General features: G+C 55.5%; 18 protein-coding genes. 8 read left to right on the top strand and 10 right to left on the bottom strand.

The window, feature by feature from the left end:
- The 8 genes from LG290_RS09020 to LG290_RS08985 form a co-directional block, all read right to left on the bottom strand.
- Entirely contained in the window at positions 1-1,392 is a 1,392-nt protein-coding gene (locus tag LG290_RS09020; protein WP_499834547.1) for an FAD-binding oxidoreductase, read from the bottom strand.
- Between the two features lie 43 nt (positions 1,393-1,435).
- The gene (locus LG290_RS09015) at positions 1,436-3,052 is read right to left on the bottom strand and encodes an ABC transporter ATP-binding protein (protein WP_499834546.1); all 1,617 of its coding nucleotides are present in this window, start codon (positions 3,050-3,052) and stop codon (positions 1,436-1,438) included.
- 12 nt (positions 3,053-3,064) lie between these two features.
- Positions 3,065-3,214: a hypothetical protein gene (locus LG290_RS09010; RefSeq protein WP_499834545.1), complete on the bottom strand. Its 150-nt coding sequence runs from the start codon at positions 3,212-3,214 to the stop codon at positions 3,065-3,067.
- 6 nt (positions 3,215-3,220) lie between these two features.
- Entirely contained in the window at positions 3,221-3,898 is a 678-nt protein-coding gene (locus LG290_RS09005) for an ABC transporter permease (protein WP_499834544.1), read from the bottom strand.
- The gene (locus tag LG290_RS09000; RefSeq protein WP_499834543.1) at positions 3,895-4,872 is read right to left on the bottom strand and encodes an ABC transporter permease; all 978 of its coding nucleotides are present in this window, start codon (positions 4,870-4,872) and stop codon (positions 3,895-3,897) included. Before LG290_RS09000 ends, LG290_RS09005 begins: the two co-directional genes overlap by 4 nt.
- Positions 4,873-4,964: 92 nt before the next feature.
- On the bottom strand, positions 4,965-6,518 hold the full coding sequence (locus LG290_RS08995; RefSeq protein WP_499834542.1) for an ABC transporter substrate-binding protein: 1,554 nt from the start codon (positions 6,516-6,518) through the stop codon (positions 4,965-4,967).
- Positions 6,519-6,813: 295 nt separating this feature from the next.
- Positions 6,814-6,957, bottom strand: a complete 144-nt coding sequence (locus LG290_RS08990; RefSeq protein ID WP_499834541.1) for a hypothetical protein — start codon at positions 6,955-6,957, stop codon at positions 6,814-6,816.
- Positions 6,947-7,192 carry a CoA-transferase gene (locus LG290_RS08985; RefSeq protein WP_499834540.1) on the bottom strand — a complete coding sequence of 82 codons (246 nt, stop codon included), beginning with the start codon at positions 7,190-7,192 and terminating at the stop codon, positions 6,947-6,949. Before LG290_RS08985 ends, LG290_RS08990 begins: the two co-directional genes overlap by 11 nt.
- A 208-nt stretch (positions 7,193-7,400) precedes the next feature.
- Between LG290_RS08985 and LG290_RS08980 the strand changes: the two genes are divergently transcribed.
- On the top strand, positions 7,401-8,066 hold the full coding sequence (locus LG290_RS08980; protein WP_499834539.1) for an SDR family oxidoreductase: 666 nt from the start codon (positions 7,401-7,403) through the stop codon (positions 8,064-8,066).
- Between the two features lie 81 nt (positions 8,067-8,147).
- Here the strand turns inward: LG290_RS08980 and LG290_RS08975 are convergent, their stop codons facing one another.
- Positions 8,148-8,519 (bottom strand): hypothetical protein, encoded by a 372-nt coding sequence (locus LG290_RS08975; protein WP_499834538.1) that lies wholly within the window; start codon positions 8,517-8,519, stop codon positions 8,148-8,150.
- Between the two features lie 179 nt (positions 8,520-8,698).
- Between LG290_RS08975 and LG290_RS08970 the strand changes: the two genes are divergently transcribed.
- The 5 genes from LG290_RS08970 (at position 8,699) to LG290_RS08950 (ending at position 13,298) form a co-directional block, all read left to right on the top strand.
- On the top strand, positions 8,699-8,872 hold the full coding sequence (locus LG290_RS08970) for a DUF2970 domain-containing protein (RefSeq protein ID WP_114487064.1): 174 nt from the start codon (positions 8,699-8,701) through the stop codon (positions 8,870-8,872).
- Between the two features lie 128 nt (positions 8,873-9,000).
- Positions 9,001-10,116, top strand: coding sequence for a cytochrome c oxidase subunit II (gene coxB / locus LG290_RS08965; protein ID WP_499834537.1), 1,116 nt, complete (start codon positions 9,001-9,003; stop codon positions 10,114-10,116).
- A gap of 56 nt (positions 10,117-10,172) precedes the next feature.
- The gene (gene ctaD / locus LG290_RS08960; RefSeq protein WP_499834536.1) at positions 10,173-11,807 is read left to right on the top strand and encodes a cytochrome c oxidase subunit I; all 1,635 of its coding nucleotides are present in this window, start codon (positions 10,173-10,175) and stop codon (positions 11,805-11,807) included.
- A 34-nt stretch (positions 11,808-11,841) separates the two neighbouring features.
- Entirely contained in the window at positions 11,842-12,441 is a 600-nt protein-coding gene (locus tag LG290_RS08955; RefSeq protein ID WP_499834535.1) for a cytochrome c oxidase assembly protein, read from the top strand.
- Complete coding sequence (locus tag LG290_RS08950; RefSeq protein ID WP_499834534.1) at positions 12,438-13,298, top strand: cytochrome c oxidase subunit 3; 861 nt, start codon at positions 12,438-12,440, stop codon at positions 13,296-13,298. The genes LG290_RS08955 and LG290_RS08950 overlap by 4 nt, the downstream gene beginning before the upstream one ends.
- Positions 13,299-13,301: 3 nt before the next feature.
- Here LG290_RS08950 and LG290_RS08945 read toward each other — a convergent pair whose 3' ends face one another.
- Complete coding sequence (locus tag LG290_RS08945) at positions 13,302-13,493, bottom strand: DUF2909 family protein (RefSeq protein ID WP_499834533.1); 192 nt, start codon at positions 13,491-13,493, stop codon at positions 13,302-13,304.
- On the opposite strand from LG290_RS08945, the gene LG290_RS08940 reads away from it, so the two are divergent.
- Positions 13,474-14,181: an SURF1 family protein gene (locus LG290_RS08940; protein ID WP_499834532.1), complete on the top strand. Its 708-nt coding sequence runs from the start codon at positions 13,474-13,476 to the stop codon at positions 14,179-14,181. The genes LG290_RS08945 and LG290_RS08940 overlap by 20 nt on opposite strands.
- A 23-nt stretch (positions 14,182-14,204) precedes the next feature.
- Positions 14,205-14,801, top strand: a complete 597-nt coding sequence (locus LG290_RS08935) for a redox-active disulfide-containing membrane protein (RefSeq protein ID WP_499834531.1) — start codon at positions 14,205-14,207, stop codon at positions 14,799-14,801.
- The last annotated feature ends 5 nt before the right edge of the window (positions 14,802-14,806 follow it).

The raw sequence follows: 14,806 nt of genomic DNA, 5'->3' as shown, positions 1-14,806 counted from the left end.
TTAGCCCTCGGGGCTCAGCACTTTATGGCGGTTGAGCAGATTGAAGGGGTCAAGTGCCTGCTTGAGGGTACGCATCAGGACGACTTCCTCGGGAGTCCGTGAAAAATGTAAATAGTCGCGTTTTTCCAGACCGATGCCGTGTTCGGCAGAGACCGAACCTCCCAAGTCGGCCAGTGGCGTATACACCAGGCTTTCCACGGCGCGACGAGCGGCGGGATCGGCACTGCCCACCGTGATCGAAATATGCAGGTTGCCATCACCAAGATGACCGAAAGTGACCATGCGGCCCTTGGGCCACTCCCGTGCAAGAGCCTGTTCAAGTGCTTCGACGTAGGCCGCCATGTCGGGAATCGGCAGACTGATATCGAAAGTGAAAAGGGGGGTAAGGTTTTGTATCAAGCCTTCGATATCCTCGCGGATCGCCCAGATATCCCGGCGCTGAGCAGTGGAATGAGCGAGCGCGGCATCAACGATCAACTGCTGTTCAAGAGCGCTTTCCAATGCCTTCGAGAACAGCGTCGCATGGCTTTGTGAATCAGTGCCCAGCGACTCCACAATTACATAGAAGGGGGCGTCGGTAAGCAATGGTGGCTTGTGGCGTCCGCTTTCCTGAGTAAGCAGGTGATAATGGCTATGCCACATGGCCTCGAAAGCACCGAGGCTGCCGCCCAAGGCGGCACCCATGTGCGCCAGTAAACCGGTCATGGCATCGAAGGATGGGCAGGCTACTAGCGCCGTTTGTTCGTCTGGAGTGAGAGGTTGCAACCTGAGTACCGCTCGAGTGACGATGCCCAGAGTTCCTTCGCTACCGATGAACAGTTGCTTGAGATCGAAGCCGGCGTTGTTCTTGAGCATGCGGTTCATCGAACTTACCACTGTGCCGTCGGCGAGTACTGCTTCCAGCCCCAGCACCTGCTGGCGCATCATGCCGTAGCGAATCACCCGAATACCGCCGGCGTTGGTAGCGATATTGCCGCCAATGGTGCAGGAGCCGCGCGCGCCCAGGTCCAGCGGGAACTGCAGGCCTGCCTCGGACGCCGCCTCATGTACCTTCTGCAATGGCGCGCCTGCCTGGGCGACAAGCGTACTGCCAATCCGGTCGACTTCCTCGATATGGCTCAGGCGCTCCAGAGAAATCACTAGCTCCTCCGGGCCTGCCTCGGCGCCATGTACCAGCCCTGTCAGTCCGCCGTGGGTAACCACCGGTTGGCGGACTCCATGGCACAGGCGCATGACGCGAGCCAGCTCCTCGGTAGTGGCGGGACGCACGATGGCTCCGGCCTGGCAGGGCGTACTGGTCAACCAGTCGACACTGCGTGCGCTGACATCAGCACCGGTGAGCACATTGCCGGGGCCGACGATAGCTTCGATGTCAGTGAGAAGTGTTTGCAAACTTGGATCCTTTGTTTAACCGAAAATCAGGCAGACATAAGTTTCAGACGCTGGCGAGTTCTTGGCTGCGGCCGGGAATGGCATCGAGCAGCTCACGGGTGTAGGCCTCCCTGGGCGAGAGAAAGACCGCCTCGGCGGTACCCTGCTCGACGATTCGTCCGTGCTGCATGACGATGATGTGATCGCAGATCTGAGCGGCGACACGCAGGTCATGGGTAATGAACAAAAGCGACAGCGAAAGCTTATGCTTCAGGTCTTCCAACAGTTCGAGTATCTGCGCCTGGATCGACACATCCAGCGCCGAGACCGCTTCGTCGGCGACGATGAGTTCGGGGTTCAGCGCCAGAGCCCGCGCTATGCCGATGCGCTGACGTTGGCCCCCGGAGAATTCATGGGGAAAACGGTCGGCAACCCCGGCGCCAAGGCCGACAAGCTCAAGCAATGCACCGGCTTCCTTGAGTGCCTGGACTTTGGAAACACCGTTGGCTATCGGTCCTTGGGCGATGGCCATGCCTATCCGGGTGCGCGGATTCAATGAGGCGTAAGGGTCCTGAAAGATCATCTGCACCCGCTTGCGTTCACGTCGCAGCGCCTCGCCTTTGAGGCTGGAGAGATCGACGCCTTCCAACCGCAGTACGCCGCTATCCGGACGCTCCAGGCGCACCACGCAGCGCCCCAGGGTCGATTTCCCCGAGCCTGATTCGCCGACAACGCCCACTGTCTCGCCCCGCGCCATGGAAAAGGAGACATCCTTGAGGGCATGTACTTCGCGGGAGGATTTGAAGAGACCCCCGCGTGAACGAAACACCTTGTTGAGTTGCTTGACCTCCAGAAGTGGCCGACTTTCGCTAGCTGCGCGTGCGGCCGGCATCGCATTGCTGGGAATTGCCTCGATCAGGGCACGCGTATAGGGATGTTGAGGATTTTCTAGAATCGCATGGGCGCTGCCCAGCTCGACGATACGTCCCTCGCGCATCACACAGACGCGGGTAGCGATCTCGGCCACCACGCCGAAGTCATGGGTAATGAACATTACCGCCATGCCCCGACGCCTCTGTAAGTCGGCGATCAGTTCGAGTATCTGTGCTTGGGTGGTGACGTCCAGTGCCGTAGTGGGTTCGTCGGCAATCAGTAGTTCCGGTTCAAGTGTCAATGCCATGGCAATCATCACCCGTTGACGCTGGCCTCCGGAGAGTTCGAAGGGATAGGCGCGAATCGCTTTCTCGGGCTGAGGAAGCCCTACCTCGATCAACAGTTCCAGGGCGCGATCACGACGCTGTGCCGAGTTGAGCTTGCCGTGAGCTTCGAATACCTCACCGATCTGGGCACCGACTCGCATCAAGGGGTTCAGAGCGGTCATCGGCTCCTGGAAGATCATGCCGATACGCAGGCCCCGCAGCTTACGATGTTGCCTTTCGTTGAGCATAAGCAGGTTCTGACCATCGAAGATCGCTTCGCCACTGGTGGCACGCACACCCTTGGGCAGCAAGCCCATGACGGCATTGGCGGCCATGGACTTGCCGGAGCCGGACTCACCCACCACGCACATGATTTCACCGCGCTCTACGTCATAGCTGACCTCTTCCACGGCATGGGTGCGGTCGGCGCTGGCGGGTAGAGCGATGGTCAGGTCGCGAATGCTCAATACAGGCTCATTCATGAAAAAGAACTCCTAGCGTTCGCGAGCAAGTTTGGGGTTGAGGGCATCGTCGAGTCCTTCACCCACCAGGTTCAGCGCCAGTACCGTCAGCAAAATGGCGAGCCCCGGGAAGAAGCTCAGCCACCATGCCTGGCGAATTACCGTGCGCGCCGCCCCGATCATGTAACCTCAGGACATCACGTTGGGGTCGCCCAGCCCCAGAAACGAAAGCGCCGATTCCAGCAGGATCGCCGTGGCCACCATCAGCGAGGCCAGCACGATGATTGGCGAGAGGGTGTTGGGCAGAATTTGACGCAAGATGATGGTGACGTTGCTCTGTCCCACCAGGCGCGCAGCCTCGACGTACTCACGATGACGCAACGACATGAATTGCGCCCGCACAAGGCGAGCCACCGGTGGCCAACTGACGATGGCGATGGCTAGTACGATGGAGGTCACGCTAGGCTGCATGATGGCTACCAGCACGATCGCCAGAGCAAAGTTGGGAATGGTCTGAAAGAACTCCGTGAAGCGCATCAGGGCGTCATCCACCAGGCCGCCGTAATAACCGGCGATGGCACCTAAAGGAACGCCGATGGCCAGGGCCACCACAGTGGAGACCAAGCCGATCAATAGCGACACCCAGGCCCCGTGCATTAATCCCGCCGCCACGTCGCGACCCATGGTGTCGGTGCCCAGGAGGAAACCTTCGGCTTCCAGAGGAGAGAGAAAAGGACGCTGGACCATGCGCCAGGGTGATTCGGGATAGAGTATCGGCGCCAGCAGCGCCATCAATATGATCATCGTCAGGATGATCAGGCCGATCAGGGCGCCACGGTTCTGGGCGAAACGTGCGAAGAAGCTCATGAAGCCTCCTTGATACGCGGGTCGGCCAGGCTGTAGACCAGGTCGGTAATGATGTTGAAGACGATCACCAGAGCCGCCGAGAAAAAGAAAATGCCCAGCAGCAGGTTGTAGTCGCGCTGCATCAAGGCCTCGTACATCAAGCGCCCGATGCCGGGCCAGGCGAATACCGTTTCAGTGAGAATGGCGCCTCCCACCATCTGACCGGCCTGCAACCCGGCCAGAGTAATGATCGGTAGCAGCGCATTGCGCAGAACGTGACGCCGCTGGATTAGCCTGGGGGCGAGTCCCTTGGCACGCGCGGTCTTGACGTAATCCTGCTGGCTGGCCTCGAGCATCGAGGCGCGCGTCATGCGGGTATAGATAGCCATGAAAAACAGCGCCAGGGTCGTGGCGGGCAGCACCAGATGCTTGGCTACATCGAGAATATAAGCCAAACCGGTATGTCCGGCCCCCACGGTGTACATGCCGTAGGCGGGTAGCCAGTCGAGATAGACCGAAAACAGCACCACCGACATCAGCGCGACCCAGAACAGCGGCGTTGCGTAGAACACCAAGGCGAGCGCCATGATGATCGAACCGGATATTTTCTTGACCCGAGCGGCGGCAAGTGACCCGGCGAATATGCCCAGGCCCAGTGAGAGAAAGAAGGCGGTACCGGTGAGCAGAAGGGTGGCGGGCAGTCGTGCCAATATCAGGTCGAGTACCGGCATCTGCTGTCGGTAGGAATAACCGAAGTCGAGCGTGGCGACACCTGACACATAGCGCCATAACTGAACGTAGAGGGGCTGGTCGAGGCCGAAACGTTCGCGTAGCTGGCGCAGGAACTCTTGGTCGGTGGCGCCGGCTTCGCCAGCGAGGATGGCGGCGGGGTCACCAGGCGCCATCTGGATCAGGAAAAAGTTGAAGATGATGATCAGGAACAGCACGATCACGGCCTTCAATAGCCGCATCACGATCAGTCGGGCATAAAGCATGCGAAGGCCTCTGCCAATTCAGATGACGAGAAGAGCGGCTAGGAAGAGCGGCAAACAATTACCGCCCTTGGGCATGCCGCCGAAAATGGCTGTCAGCGGTCGAGCCAGGCATCCTTGAAACCGTCATTGACGCCTACGGCGGAGGTCACCAGGTCTTTGACGTCACAGCGATAGATGGTCGGGAAGCCCAATTCCAGCAGCCAGCCCACCGGCACGTCTTCCTGCAGAATCTCCTGGACTTCATGGTAGAGCGCCTCGCGTTCTTCTTCCGGGTAGGCGGTAGCCGCTTCGTTGAACAATTCGTCTACCCGTTCATTCTCGTAACCCGCCACATTATTCCAGGGTGAACCTTTTTCGATATTGGTGGAAAGATAGGTGCGTGAAATACCCAATGCCGGGTCACCGTATTGATAAAGGTAGGTAAAGGCTAGATCATAGTCCCAGTCGCCAAGGCGCTGGTTCCAACCGCCTACATCGGTGGCTTCGGTCTTTACGTTGATGCCGACTTCCTTGAGGTTCTGTTGTACGGCTTCGGCCCAGCGTGTCCAGGTTTCGCCATAAGGCAGCGGCAGCAGTTCGACTTCTTCACCGTCATACCCCATTTCGTCTAACAGTTCGCGGGCTCGCTCCGGGTCGTGGTCGTAAGGCTCGAGGTCTTCGTTCTGAAACTTGGCATTGGAACCAAAGGCACCCAGTGGCACGTTGCCCAAACCATTCCACAATACTTCGCGTGCGAACTCACGGTCCATGGCATACATTACCGCCTGGCGAAAACGTTTGTCGGCGGTGGGGCCTTCGCGATTATTCATCCATAGCATGGCGAAAGGACTGAAGTATTCGCTGCCCTGGTCAGTGATACAGGTATCTTCCATCCCCGATAGACGCGGAATATCGAAGTTCTCCACGGTGCCGTAGGGCAACACGTCCAGCGTACCGTTTTCGTAGGCCACGGCCCTTGAGGCGCCGTCGGGGATAATGTGCCAGTTGATACCATTCAGGTAGGGTAAGCCTTTTTCGTAATAATCTTCGTTCTTGACCAGTTGAATCACGGTACCGCGATCCCAGCTTCCGAACTTGAACGGGCCGGTACCGATAGGGTGATTGTTGGCCTCGTTATCGCGGAAGTCGGTTCCTTCATAGATATGCTTGGGCACCATGGTGAAGGTGCCCGCTTCAAAGGAAATCATGAAGGGACCGAAGGGGTCCTTGAGAGTAAAGACAACGGTATGCTCATCGGTGGCTTCGATAGTTTCGATGTGTTTCAGTACTGCACGGGCACTGGGATTAAGCTCACGATGGAAAACATCGGCGGAAAACACCACATCATCAGCGGTGAAAGGTTCGCCATCATGCCAGGTCACGCCTTCGCGCAAATGGAAGGTATAGGTCAGGCCGTCATCGCTTTTCTCCCAGGACTCAGCGAGTTGCGGCATGGGTTCCAGGTCCGTTGAATAGCGCAGTAGCCCTTCATAGATATTGCCCGCCACGGTGCGGGTCGGAGCATTCTGGATCATGCCTAGCACCAGGCCGGGGGGTTCCGGGTGAATGACAGTGTCGATCACACCGCCGGATTGAGGCTCTTGAGCGAAGGCGTGGGTGGCGGCGAATGCCGCTGTGGCAATGGCAATGGCGAGAGGTGTCTTCATCGGAGCTGCTCCAGTCTTGTCGATATGGGAGTCGAACGCATGGATCGCGTGGGGCATCATTGAATTGACGGGGTTGGGTCTGTCTGGAAAACCCCCTTGAAGACAAGTCTAGCGAGTATGCCGTCAATCCACATTGGCATGATTCCACGTTCATTCAGCACAGCAATGTATTCAACAGTATAAACAGTTCAGCCAGGCTAGCCGCGCTCGCCTGGCTGACGAAGGGATGCAGTTAAGCGGCAGTGGAAGGCATTCTACAAGGAAATATCCCGACCGAAATCTTGCTCACTAATCTCTACTTGCATTTCCGGGGGTAGATAGTGAAATAGTCGGGTGAGTAGAATAGTCGGGTGAGTAGACCGATACCCAGATTGACGATCTGGCCGGACTCCACTTCGCGGACGGCACGCGCCAGGATACGTTGCTGATCAGCTGACATGGACGCGTCCTCCCGGGTTATTGCTGGTCGCCGTGACATGCACAAGATAGCTGACGAAGGCACAGGGGGTGTGGGTACTGGCAGGTGGCAAGGCGCCGGGTTCTTCGACGTTGTAGCACTGGACGATGGCGGATTCGGTGGCCATGGCCATCAGAGGGTTGAAATTGATGGCGGTAGCGCGATAGATGAGGTTGCCGGTCCGCCTGTTCGGCGTGAACCAAGGCGAAGTCGGCATAGAGCGCCGGTTCGATAGCGCAGCGCCGTCCGTTGCACTCGATTTCCCGACGTTTCCCGGCAATTTCCGTGTCCAGACCGATATCGGTGAGAAAGATCGTCACCGTCGAATTGTAAGGTGAACTTTTCGCGATCAACTATCGCTTTGAAACCGGCGTCGACTAGGCTCATAGTCATGGCTGCCATTTTTGTATTTCACAGGAGGTGTTATGTCTTCCACGGTCTTGATCACCGGTGCCAATCGTGGTGTCGGTTTGGCGTTGGCGCAGCATTATCAGCAGGCCGGTTGGGATGTCATCGGGGTTTGTCGCAGCACTTCACAGGAACTCGCTGAAGCTGCCCGGCAAGTCATCGATAACATCGATGTCACCCAGGCCCAGGATGTAGCGCGACTGGCCGAAAAGCTTAACGGCGTCTCGCTCGACCTGTTGATCAACAATGCCGGGCTGCTACATGACGAATCCCTGGGGTCAATTGATTTCGACAGTATCCGCGAGCAGATGGAGGTCAATGCCTATGCACCGTTACGGGTGACCGAGGCCTTGCTGTCATGCTTAGGAGATGGGGCTAAAATCGCCAATATTACCAGCCGCATGGGGTCGATGGCCGACAATGATTCCGGTGGGCGCTATGGCTACCGTGCCTCAAAAGCCGCATTGAATGCCTTTGGCAAGTCGTTGGCGGTAGACCTCGCTCCTCAGGGCATTGCCGTGGCACAGTTGCATCCAGGCTACGTGAAGACTCGCATGGTCAATTTCGGCGGCATGATTACCCCGGAAGAGGCGGCAGCCGGGATTGCCGAACGTATCGAGGCATTGAGCCTTGAGACCACCGGGGGTTTCTGGCACAGCAATGGTGAGCCGCTGCCTTGGTAGGCATCGCAAGAAACCGCCGCCAAGGATCCAGTCAGGTGGCGGTTATTCTATGAATCCAGGTTTGAAGCTTTGGGTTTCTGGTTAGATTTCATCCCACAGTTGACGCCGAAAATCGGTGGTTAATTCGGCAACCTTGTTCATTCGACTGTAGTGGGCCTCCGTCATGGTGTTGATCATGTCCTGATAGCAGCTAGCTATCGCCTCCTGGGATGGCGGTCCGTCATCAGCAGTGAAACACTGTGAGAGCTTTTCGCCACTTTCCGCCAAGGTATGCAGAAACTGCGCTTCCATCTGCATGGCTTGGGTGAGGTTTTTCAGCCATGCCTCTTGCATTTTTATCACTGGGACGAAGCCTTGCAGCATTTGCTGGCTCCACCACTCCATACCTGGCTGAGTAGTGGGAAACCCCGTGAAGAGAGTATCGAGCTTCTTTTCAGGCTTTTGGGTGCCCATCTTGAGACTCCTTGTTATTTAGCTTCATTAAAAAGTGTGTGCTTATTCTAGAAAAGGGTCTTTTAATCAGTATAGCCAACGCATGCGATGAATAAAGCGCTATAGCGGTTATTTTGATGAAAATAAAGGGCGTTTGTAACAAATTGAAATTTATGTGAGTGCAATATAAGGAGAAATTTATGTGGGGCTTAATAAAATCTGTACTGGCAGCTTTTCTAGGGGTGCAAAAGGAAGAACAGCGACGTAAGGATTTTAGTGCCTCGAGCCCATGGGGCTTCATTATTACGGCGGTCATTCTGGCGATAATCTTCGTGGTAGGCCTGGCTGGGTTGGCGATATGGGTGGCGCGCTGAAAAGCGTTGAGAGCGAAACCTATGTTGAAGGTGACGAATAGCTTAGGGTTTCTATACTGCTATTAACTCATAATAACCCTGACCTGATTTAAAAGTGAGTAATAACAACAATAACTGCGGAGGTATCCATGCGATCACTGTGGCGTTGGATCGTCAGTAGCAGCGTTTTCCTGAGCATCACGTCGGTGCATGCCAACGGCTGGAACATGCCGCGGGGCGTCACCGACGTCAGTGGCGAAATTTACGGCTTGCATATGACCATCTTCTGGATATGTGTGGTCATCGGCGCTGTCGTCTTTGGGGCGATGTTCTATTCCTTGTTTCGCTATCGGCATTCCAAGGGAGCCAAGTCAGCCAATTTCCATGAGCACACCACCGTTGAAATCTTCTGGACGACCATTCCTTTGCTGATTCTGGTGGGTATGGCTGTGCCAGCCACGGCGACATTGACCAAGATGTACGATGCTTCCGAGGCTGATCTGGATGTCATGATCATCGGCCAGCAATGGCGCTGGCGCTATGAGTACCTAGGCGAAGAAGTGGCTTTCACTTCCAACATGAGTACGCCAAGGGCTCAGATCTCGGGTGAAGAGGGCTTCGGTGAGCATTATCTTAGAGAAGTGGATGAGCCGCTCGTGTTGCCGATCAATCGCAAGGTACGTTTTCTGATGACCTCAGATGATGTCATCCATTCCTGGTGGGTACCGGAACTGGCCGTCAAGCAAGATACTATTCCCGGGTTCATTAACGAAAACTGGGTGAATATCAATGAACCGGGGATTTATCGGGGGCAGTGCGCGGAATTATGTGGCATCGACCATGCGTTCATGCCGATTGTCGTGCACGCCATGGAGGAAGCGGAATTCGACGCATGGATGGTGGAGCGCAAGGAAGCCATGGAGCAGGAAGCCTTAGGGGTCGATCGTGAATGGGAAATGCAGGAACTGATGGCACGAGGCGAGACTGTCTTCGAGTCGATATGCGCCGCTTGCCACCAAAGTGAAGGCCAAGGCGCGCCTCCGGCATTTCCGGCATTGGCCGGTAACGCAAGATTGATCGAGGATCGTGAATGGCATATCCAGACCGTGATCAATGGGGTTTCCGGTGCGGCCATGCCAGCATTTCGCAATACGCTGAATCCGGTGGAGTTGGCATCTGTGGTGACCTATACGCGTAATGCCTGGGGTAACGATACGGGTGACAGCGTGCAACCCGCTGATATAGCCAGGCGTCTTGCTCAATAACGTTTCGTGATGACGAGCTTTCTCTATTTCAAAAAACACAATTTCTGGAGAGTTTCATGGCGCCTAAGTTACCTCCGACCTATCCTCTTGAGCACAGTGCGACCACTGCGGCTGGGAGCCAGGCTCCAACGCATCATGCGCCGCCACGCGGTATTCTGCGCTGGTTATTGACCACCAATCATAAAGAGATTGGTTCCCTGTATTTGATCTTTTCCTTGATCATGTTCTTCATCGGCGGAATTTTCGCACTGGTGATACGAGCGGAGCTATTCCAGCCAGGCCTGCAATTGGTCAACCCTGAGTTTTTCAACCAGATGACCACCATGCATGGGTTGATCATGGTGTTCGCTGCGGTAATGCCGGCCTTTACCGGCCTGGCTAACTGGATGATTCCGCTGCAGATCGGAGCGCCGGACATGGCATTGCCGCGACTGAATAACTTCAGTTTCTGGTTGTTGCCGGTAGCCTTCACCTTGTTGCTTTCCACACTTTTCATGCCTGGCGGCGGTCCGAATTTCGGCTGGACGTTTTATGCGCCGCTTTCCACCACCTATGCACCGCCCTCGACGACCTTCTTCATTCTAGCGCTACATATTGCCGGTATCAGTTCGATACTGGGAGCGATCAACATTATCGCCACCATCCTGAATATGCGTGCACCGGGCATGCGCATGATGGACATGCCGCTGTTCGTGTGGACCTGGCTGATTACCGCCTTTCTATTGATTGCCGTCATGCCGGTATTGGCGGGGGTCATCACCATGATGCTGATGGACATCAACTTCGGGACCAGTTTTTTTAGTGCGGCGGGTGGCGGTGACCCAGTGCTTTTCCAGCACCTCTTCTGGTTTTTCGGCCATCCCGAAGTGTACATAATGATTCTGCCGGCCTTCGGTATCGTCTCGGTGATTATTCCGACCTTCGCGCGCAAACCGCTGTTCGGCTATCCCTCGATGGTGTATGCGACTGCCTCGATCGCATTGCTGTCATTCATGGTGTGGGCACATCATATGTTCGTGGTGGGGCTGCCGCTGGCGGCCGAACTGTTTTTCATGTACTCCACCATGCTGATCGCCGTTCCCACCGGGGTGAAGATATTCAACTGGATCACCACTTTATTTCGCGGCTCGATCAGTTTTGAATCGCCCATGTTGTTCTCATTGGCATTTGTGGTGTTATTTACCATTGGGGGATTTTCCGGCTTGATGCTGGCTATTTCTCCTGCAGATTTTCAATATCACGACACCTACTTTGTGGTGGCGCACTTTCATTACGTACTAGTACCTGGGGCGGTGTTTGCGATCATGGCGGCGGTTTATTACTGGCTGCCCAAGTGGACGGGCCATTACCCTAATGAGCGTTTAGCACAATGGCACTTCTGGCTTTCCGTGATCGGGGTCAACCTGACGTTCTTTCCCATGCACTTTTCTGGGCTTGCCGGCATGCCCCGGCGAATTCCGGACTATGCCCTGCAGTTTGCCGACTTTAATATGCTTTCCAGCCTTGGGGCCTTTCTTTTCGGCTTTTCTCAGCTGTTGTTTGTACTGGGTGTAGTGCTTTGCGTTCGTGGAGGCAAGAAGGCCCCCGCTCAAGCATGGGAAGGCGCATGGGATCTCGAATGGACGGTGCCCAGTCCGGCTCCCTTGCACACCTTTGAAACACCGCCTGTGTTCAAGCGCCCGACCCCCTGAATCATGGCCAAACCTATAGGTATGAGGTGGCGATATGAACAATCAACAACAAGAAATTTTCGAGCAGAGGGTAGGCATTCGGCGAACGGTAGGGAGAAGCATTGCAGCGCTAGTGGGCATGTTTGCCTTTGCGTTTGCACTGGTACCGCTGTATGACGCTTTTTGTCGCCTTACCGGGATTAACGGCAAGGTGGATACCACGGCGCAGGCATTTGTGCATGAAAACGTGGACGAATCGCGTTATGTCACCGTGCAATTCATTACCCGCGGAAGTGCGGGCTTGCCGTGGAAAATGGACGTGGAAACCCAACAAGTTCGCGTTCACCCTGGCCAGCCGACGGAAGTGGATTTCACGTTCAGCAATCAAAGTGACCAGTCCAACTGGGGGCGAGCGGTACCCAGTGTCTCGCCTTCAGAAGCATCACCGCACTTACGCAAGATGAGCTGCTTCTGCTTTGCCGAACAGCAACTCCAAGCCGGTGAGAAATTGACGATACCGTTGGTATTCCAGCTCACTCATGAACTGCCCGAGGAGATCTCCACTATCACGCTGGTTTACACCCTGTACCCGGTCAAGAATAGGGTTAGCCAGTTATCCAGCCAGCAAACGCAGCATGCGGGAGGCACGATATGAGCGGTGGCACTTATTACGTTCCTGCAACCAGCCGGTGGCCCATATTGGGCTCAGTTGCGCTGGGAATAATGATGTTCGGTATCGGCATGCAGTTGGTCTATGACGCCAGTAGTATCATCATGCTAGTAGGCTTGGTAGGCATACTTTCGGTCATGGGATTCTGGTTTCGCGATGTAGTGCGAGAATCGCGCGGGGGGCTCTACGATGCCCAGATGGACCGTTCGTTTCGCTGGGGTATGGGGTGGTTCATCTTTTCCGAGGCGATGTTTTTCGCGGCCTTTTTCGGTGCCTTGTTCTATATACGTACCTTTGCGGTGCCTTGGCTTGGCGGCGAAGGGGAAAAAGGCATTTCCGCCTTGCTATGGCCTGATTTCGTGCCCCAATGGCCGTTGATGAATCCCCCGGATGAAGCTGTCGTGGGTCCAAGAGGAATCTTCAGCCCGTGGCAGTTGCCGTTGGTCAATACGCTGATACTGGTAACATCCAGTATTACCTTGACCGTAGCGCATGAGGCGCTGAAGGAAGGCCATCGCAAGATATGCCGTAACTGGCTGACAGGTACGGTACTACTTGGTCTGTGTTTTATTCTGATTCAGGGACTTGAGTATTACGAAGCCTATGCACATTACGGTATCACCCTTGAAGCCGGCATTTTCGGTGCTACCTTTTTCATTCTCACCGGATTTCATGGGGTCCACGTAATAGTGGGAACGATCATCCTGACGGTAATGCTTGTCCGTGTGCATCAGGGCCATTTTGCAAAGGAAAACCACTTCGCTTTCGAAGCCGCCTCCTGGTACTGGCATTTCGTGGATGTGGTATGGATCGGGTTGTTCATTTTCGTGTACGTCATCTAGCGCCTAACCTAGTTGACCCGACAGGAAGCCGTATAGCAGCAGGCCCATCAATAGGCATCCAAGGCCGATACGCCATTTCAATGAGGACAACAAGCGTCGAGAGGCTGAGTCATCACGTAATAAAAAGCCCGCACCTGCACCTAGGCTGATCACCATGGCGAAAAAGACAAGAGCAATGGATACTTTGAGTAACATGGCGGTTTCCTCGAAAACTGGCTGGCGTCTAGGGGGATGGTGCATTTTCTGGTCATTGATTGTGATAACGGGAATAGCTCTGGGACTATGGCAGTGGGAAAGAGCCATTGACAAGCAAAATGCAATAGCGCAGCGAGAGGCTGCCCCCGCACTGGTCAATCCCGACACTTCACCCAGTGACGGCGCCTGGGTCACTGTAACGGGCGACTATCTGGCAGAGCATACCCTGTTCCTGGATAACCGGATTCTTGGCCGGCGCCTGGGTGTCGCGGTACTGACGCCTTTACGTGATGAACAGGGACGCCTCTGGCTGATGCAACGGGGGTTTCTGGAAACCGGTCCTAGCCGAGCGACGCCAGAAACGACGACACCCAGCGGCCCTGTAGAAGTTCGAGGTCGTTGGCAAGAAGCGGGCGATCGAGGGCCTTTATTCGGCCCCAATGCCGAACAACAACGGCTACAGCAGATTCGCCTTGAAGCATGGTCCATACGGGGTGAATTTGCCTATCCGGGCTGGTTGCATCTGGAAGAAGGTCCCGGTGTGCTGGATAGCTGGTGGAAACCTAACGTAATGCCACCCAGTCGGCATTTCGGCTATGCCGTCCAATGGTGGGGGTTGGCGCTGGCCGCGGCGGTTGTCATGCTCCTCGGGGGGCGTCGTTTGCACCGCGATAGGCGGGATGAATAAACACAATAAAAGGAGCGGGCTTCATGAAATATTTGAGCAGAGCGGGACGCCAAAAACTCAAGCTCGTGCTTTTGATCAGCGTGTTTCTGTTACCCATGGTGGCGGCCTGGGGCATGGTGGAATGGCGACTGGGTATACCCGAGCAACGCACCGCACACGGGATTCTGAATCCGGAAATTCCACCGCTTTCAGATTGGCCTCTAGAAGACGTAGCGTATTCGAAAACGCAAGAAACAGTCCCTGAAGGCACGGCCCTTGAAAAAAATGCCCTAGAAAGTCCAGCGACTGAAGCTCCAGAAGGGCAAGTCTCCGAGACTTGGATATTGGCATTTGACTGCAAGGAAGATTGCACTGCCCAGGCGGACCAGTGGTGGCGTCTGCATCGGGCGCTGGGACGCGAAGCTGTTCGTGTCAGTCGCCTGCGGATTGGAGGTGCTATCGAGGCATTGCCTGGTGAAAAAGTGGGAGACTGGCAAGCACGTCCCGGCTGGGTAAAGGAGGGGGATATATGGATTCTCGACCCCCAAGGTCGCCCGGTTTTGGCATTCAGTGGCGGCACACAAGCGGCTGACGTACTCAAGGACATCAAGCATTTGTTGCGCGTGAATCCAGACTATTGAACAAA

Source organism: Halomonas sediminis (genome assembly GCF_044871105.1).
GTDB classification, from domain to species: domain Bacteria; phylum Pseudomonadota; class Gammaproteobacteria; order Pseudomonadales; family Halomonadaceae; genus Vreelandella; species Vreelandella zhuhanensis.
Note: the sequence above shows the minus strand (reverse complement) of the source record. Positions and strands in the feature narration are given on the sequence as shown.

Excerpts from the sequence above, each read along its gene's own strand:
- LG290_RS09015 (WP_499834546.1), bottom strand. The coding sequence starts at position 3,052 with ATGAATGAGCCTGTATTGAGCATTCGCGACCTGACCATCGCTCTACCC.
- LG290_RS09010 (WP_499834545.1), bottom strand. The coding sequence starts at position 3,214 with ATGATCGGGGCGGCGCGCACGGTAATTCGCCAGGCATGGTGGCTGAGC.
- LG290_RS09005 (WP_499834544.1), bottom strand. The coding sequence starts at position 3,898 with ATGAGCTTCTTCGCACGTTTCGCCCAGAACCGTGGCGCCCTGATCGGC.
- LG290_RS09000 (WP_499834543.1), bottom strand. The coding sequence starts at position 4,872 with ATGCTTTATGCCCGACTGATCGTGATGCGGCTATTGAAGGCCGTGATC.
- LG290_RS08995 (WP_499834542.1), bottom strand. The coding sequence starts at position 6,518 with ATGAAGACACCTCTCGCCATTGCCATTGCCACAGCGGCATTCGCCGCC.
- LG290_RS08990 (WP_499834541.1), bottom strand. The coding sequence starts at position 6,957 with ATGTCAGCTGATCAGCAACGTATCCTGGCGCGTGCCGTCCGCGAAGTG.
- LG290_RS08985 (WP_499834540.1), bottom strand. The coding sequence starts at position 7,192 with ATGCCGACTTCGCCTTGGTTCACGCCGAACAGGCGGACCGGCAACCTC.
- LG290_RS08980 (WP_499834539.1), top strand. The coding sequence starts at position 7,401 with ATGTCTTCCACGGTCTTGATCACCGGTGCCAATCGTGGTGTCGGTTTG.
- LG290_RS08975 (WP_499834538.1), bottom strand. The coding sequence starts at position 8,519 with ATGGGCACCCAAAAGCCTGAAAAGAAGCTCGATACTCTCTTCACGGGG.
- LG290_RS08970 (WP_114487064.1), top strand. The coding sequence starts at position 8,699 with ATGTGGGGCTTAATAAAATCTGTACTGGCAGCTTTTCTAGGGGTGCAA.
- coxB (WP_499834537.1), top strand. The coding sequence starts at position 9,001 with ATGCGATCACTGTGGCGTTGGATCGTCAGTAGCAGCGTTTTCCTGAGC.
- ctaD (WP_499834536.1), top strand. The coding sequence starts at position 10,173 with ATGGCGCCTAAGTTACCTCCGACCTATCCTCTTGAGCACAGTGCGACC.
- LG290_RS08955 (WP_499834535.1), top strand. The coding sequence starts at position 11,842 with ATGAACAATCAACAACAAGAAATTTTCGAGCAGAGGGTAGGCATTCGG.
- LG290_RS08950 (WP_499834534.1), top strand. The coding sequence starts at position 12,438 with ATGAGCGGTGGCACTTATTACGTTCCTGCAACCAGCCGGTGGCCCATA.
- LG290_RS08940 (WP_499834532.1), top strand. The coding sequence starts at position 13,474 with ATGGATACTTTGAGTAACATGGCGGTTTCCTCGAAAACTGGCTGGCGT.
- LG290_RS08945 (WP_499834533.1), bottom strand. The coding sequence starts at position 13,493 with ATGTTACTCAAAGTATCCATTGCTCTTGTCTTTTTCGCCATGGTGATC.
- LG290_RS08935 (WP_499834531.1), top strand. The coding sequence starts at position 14,205 with ATGAAATATTTGAGCAGAGCGGGACGCCAAAAACTCAAGCTCGTGCTT.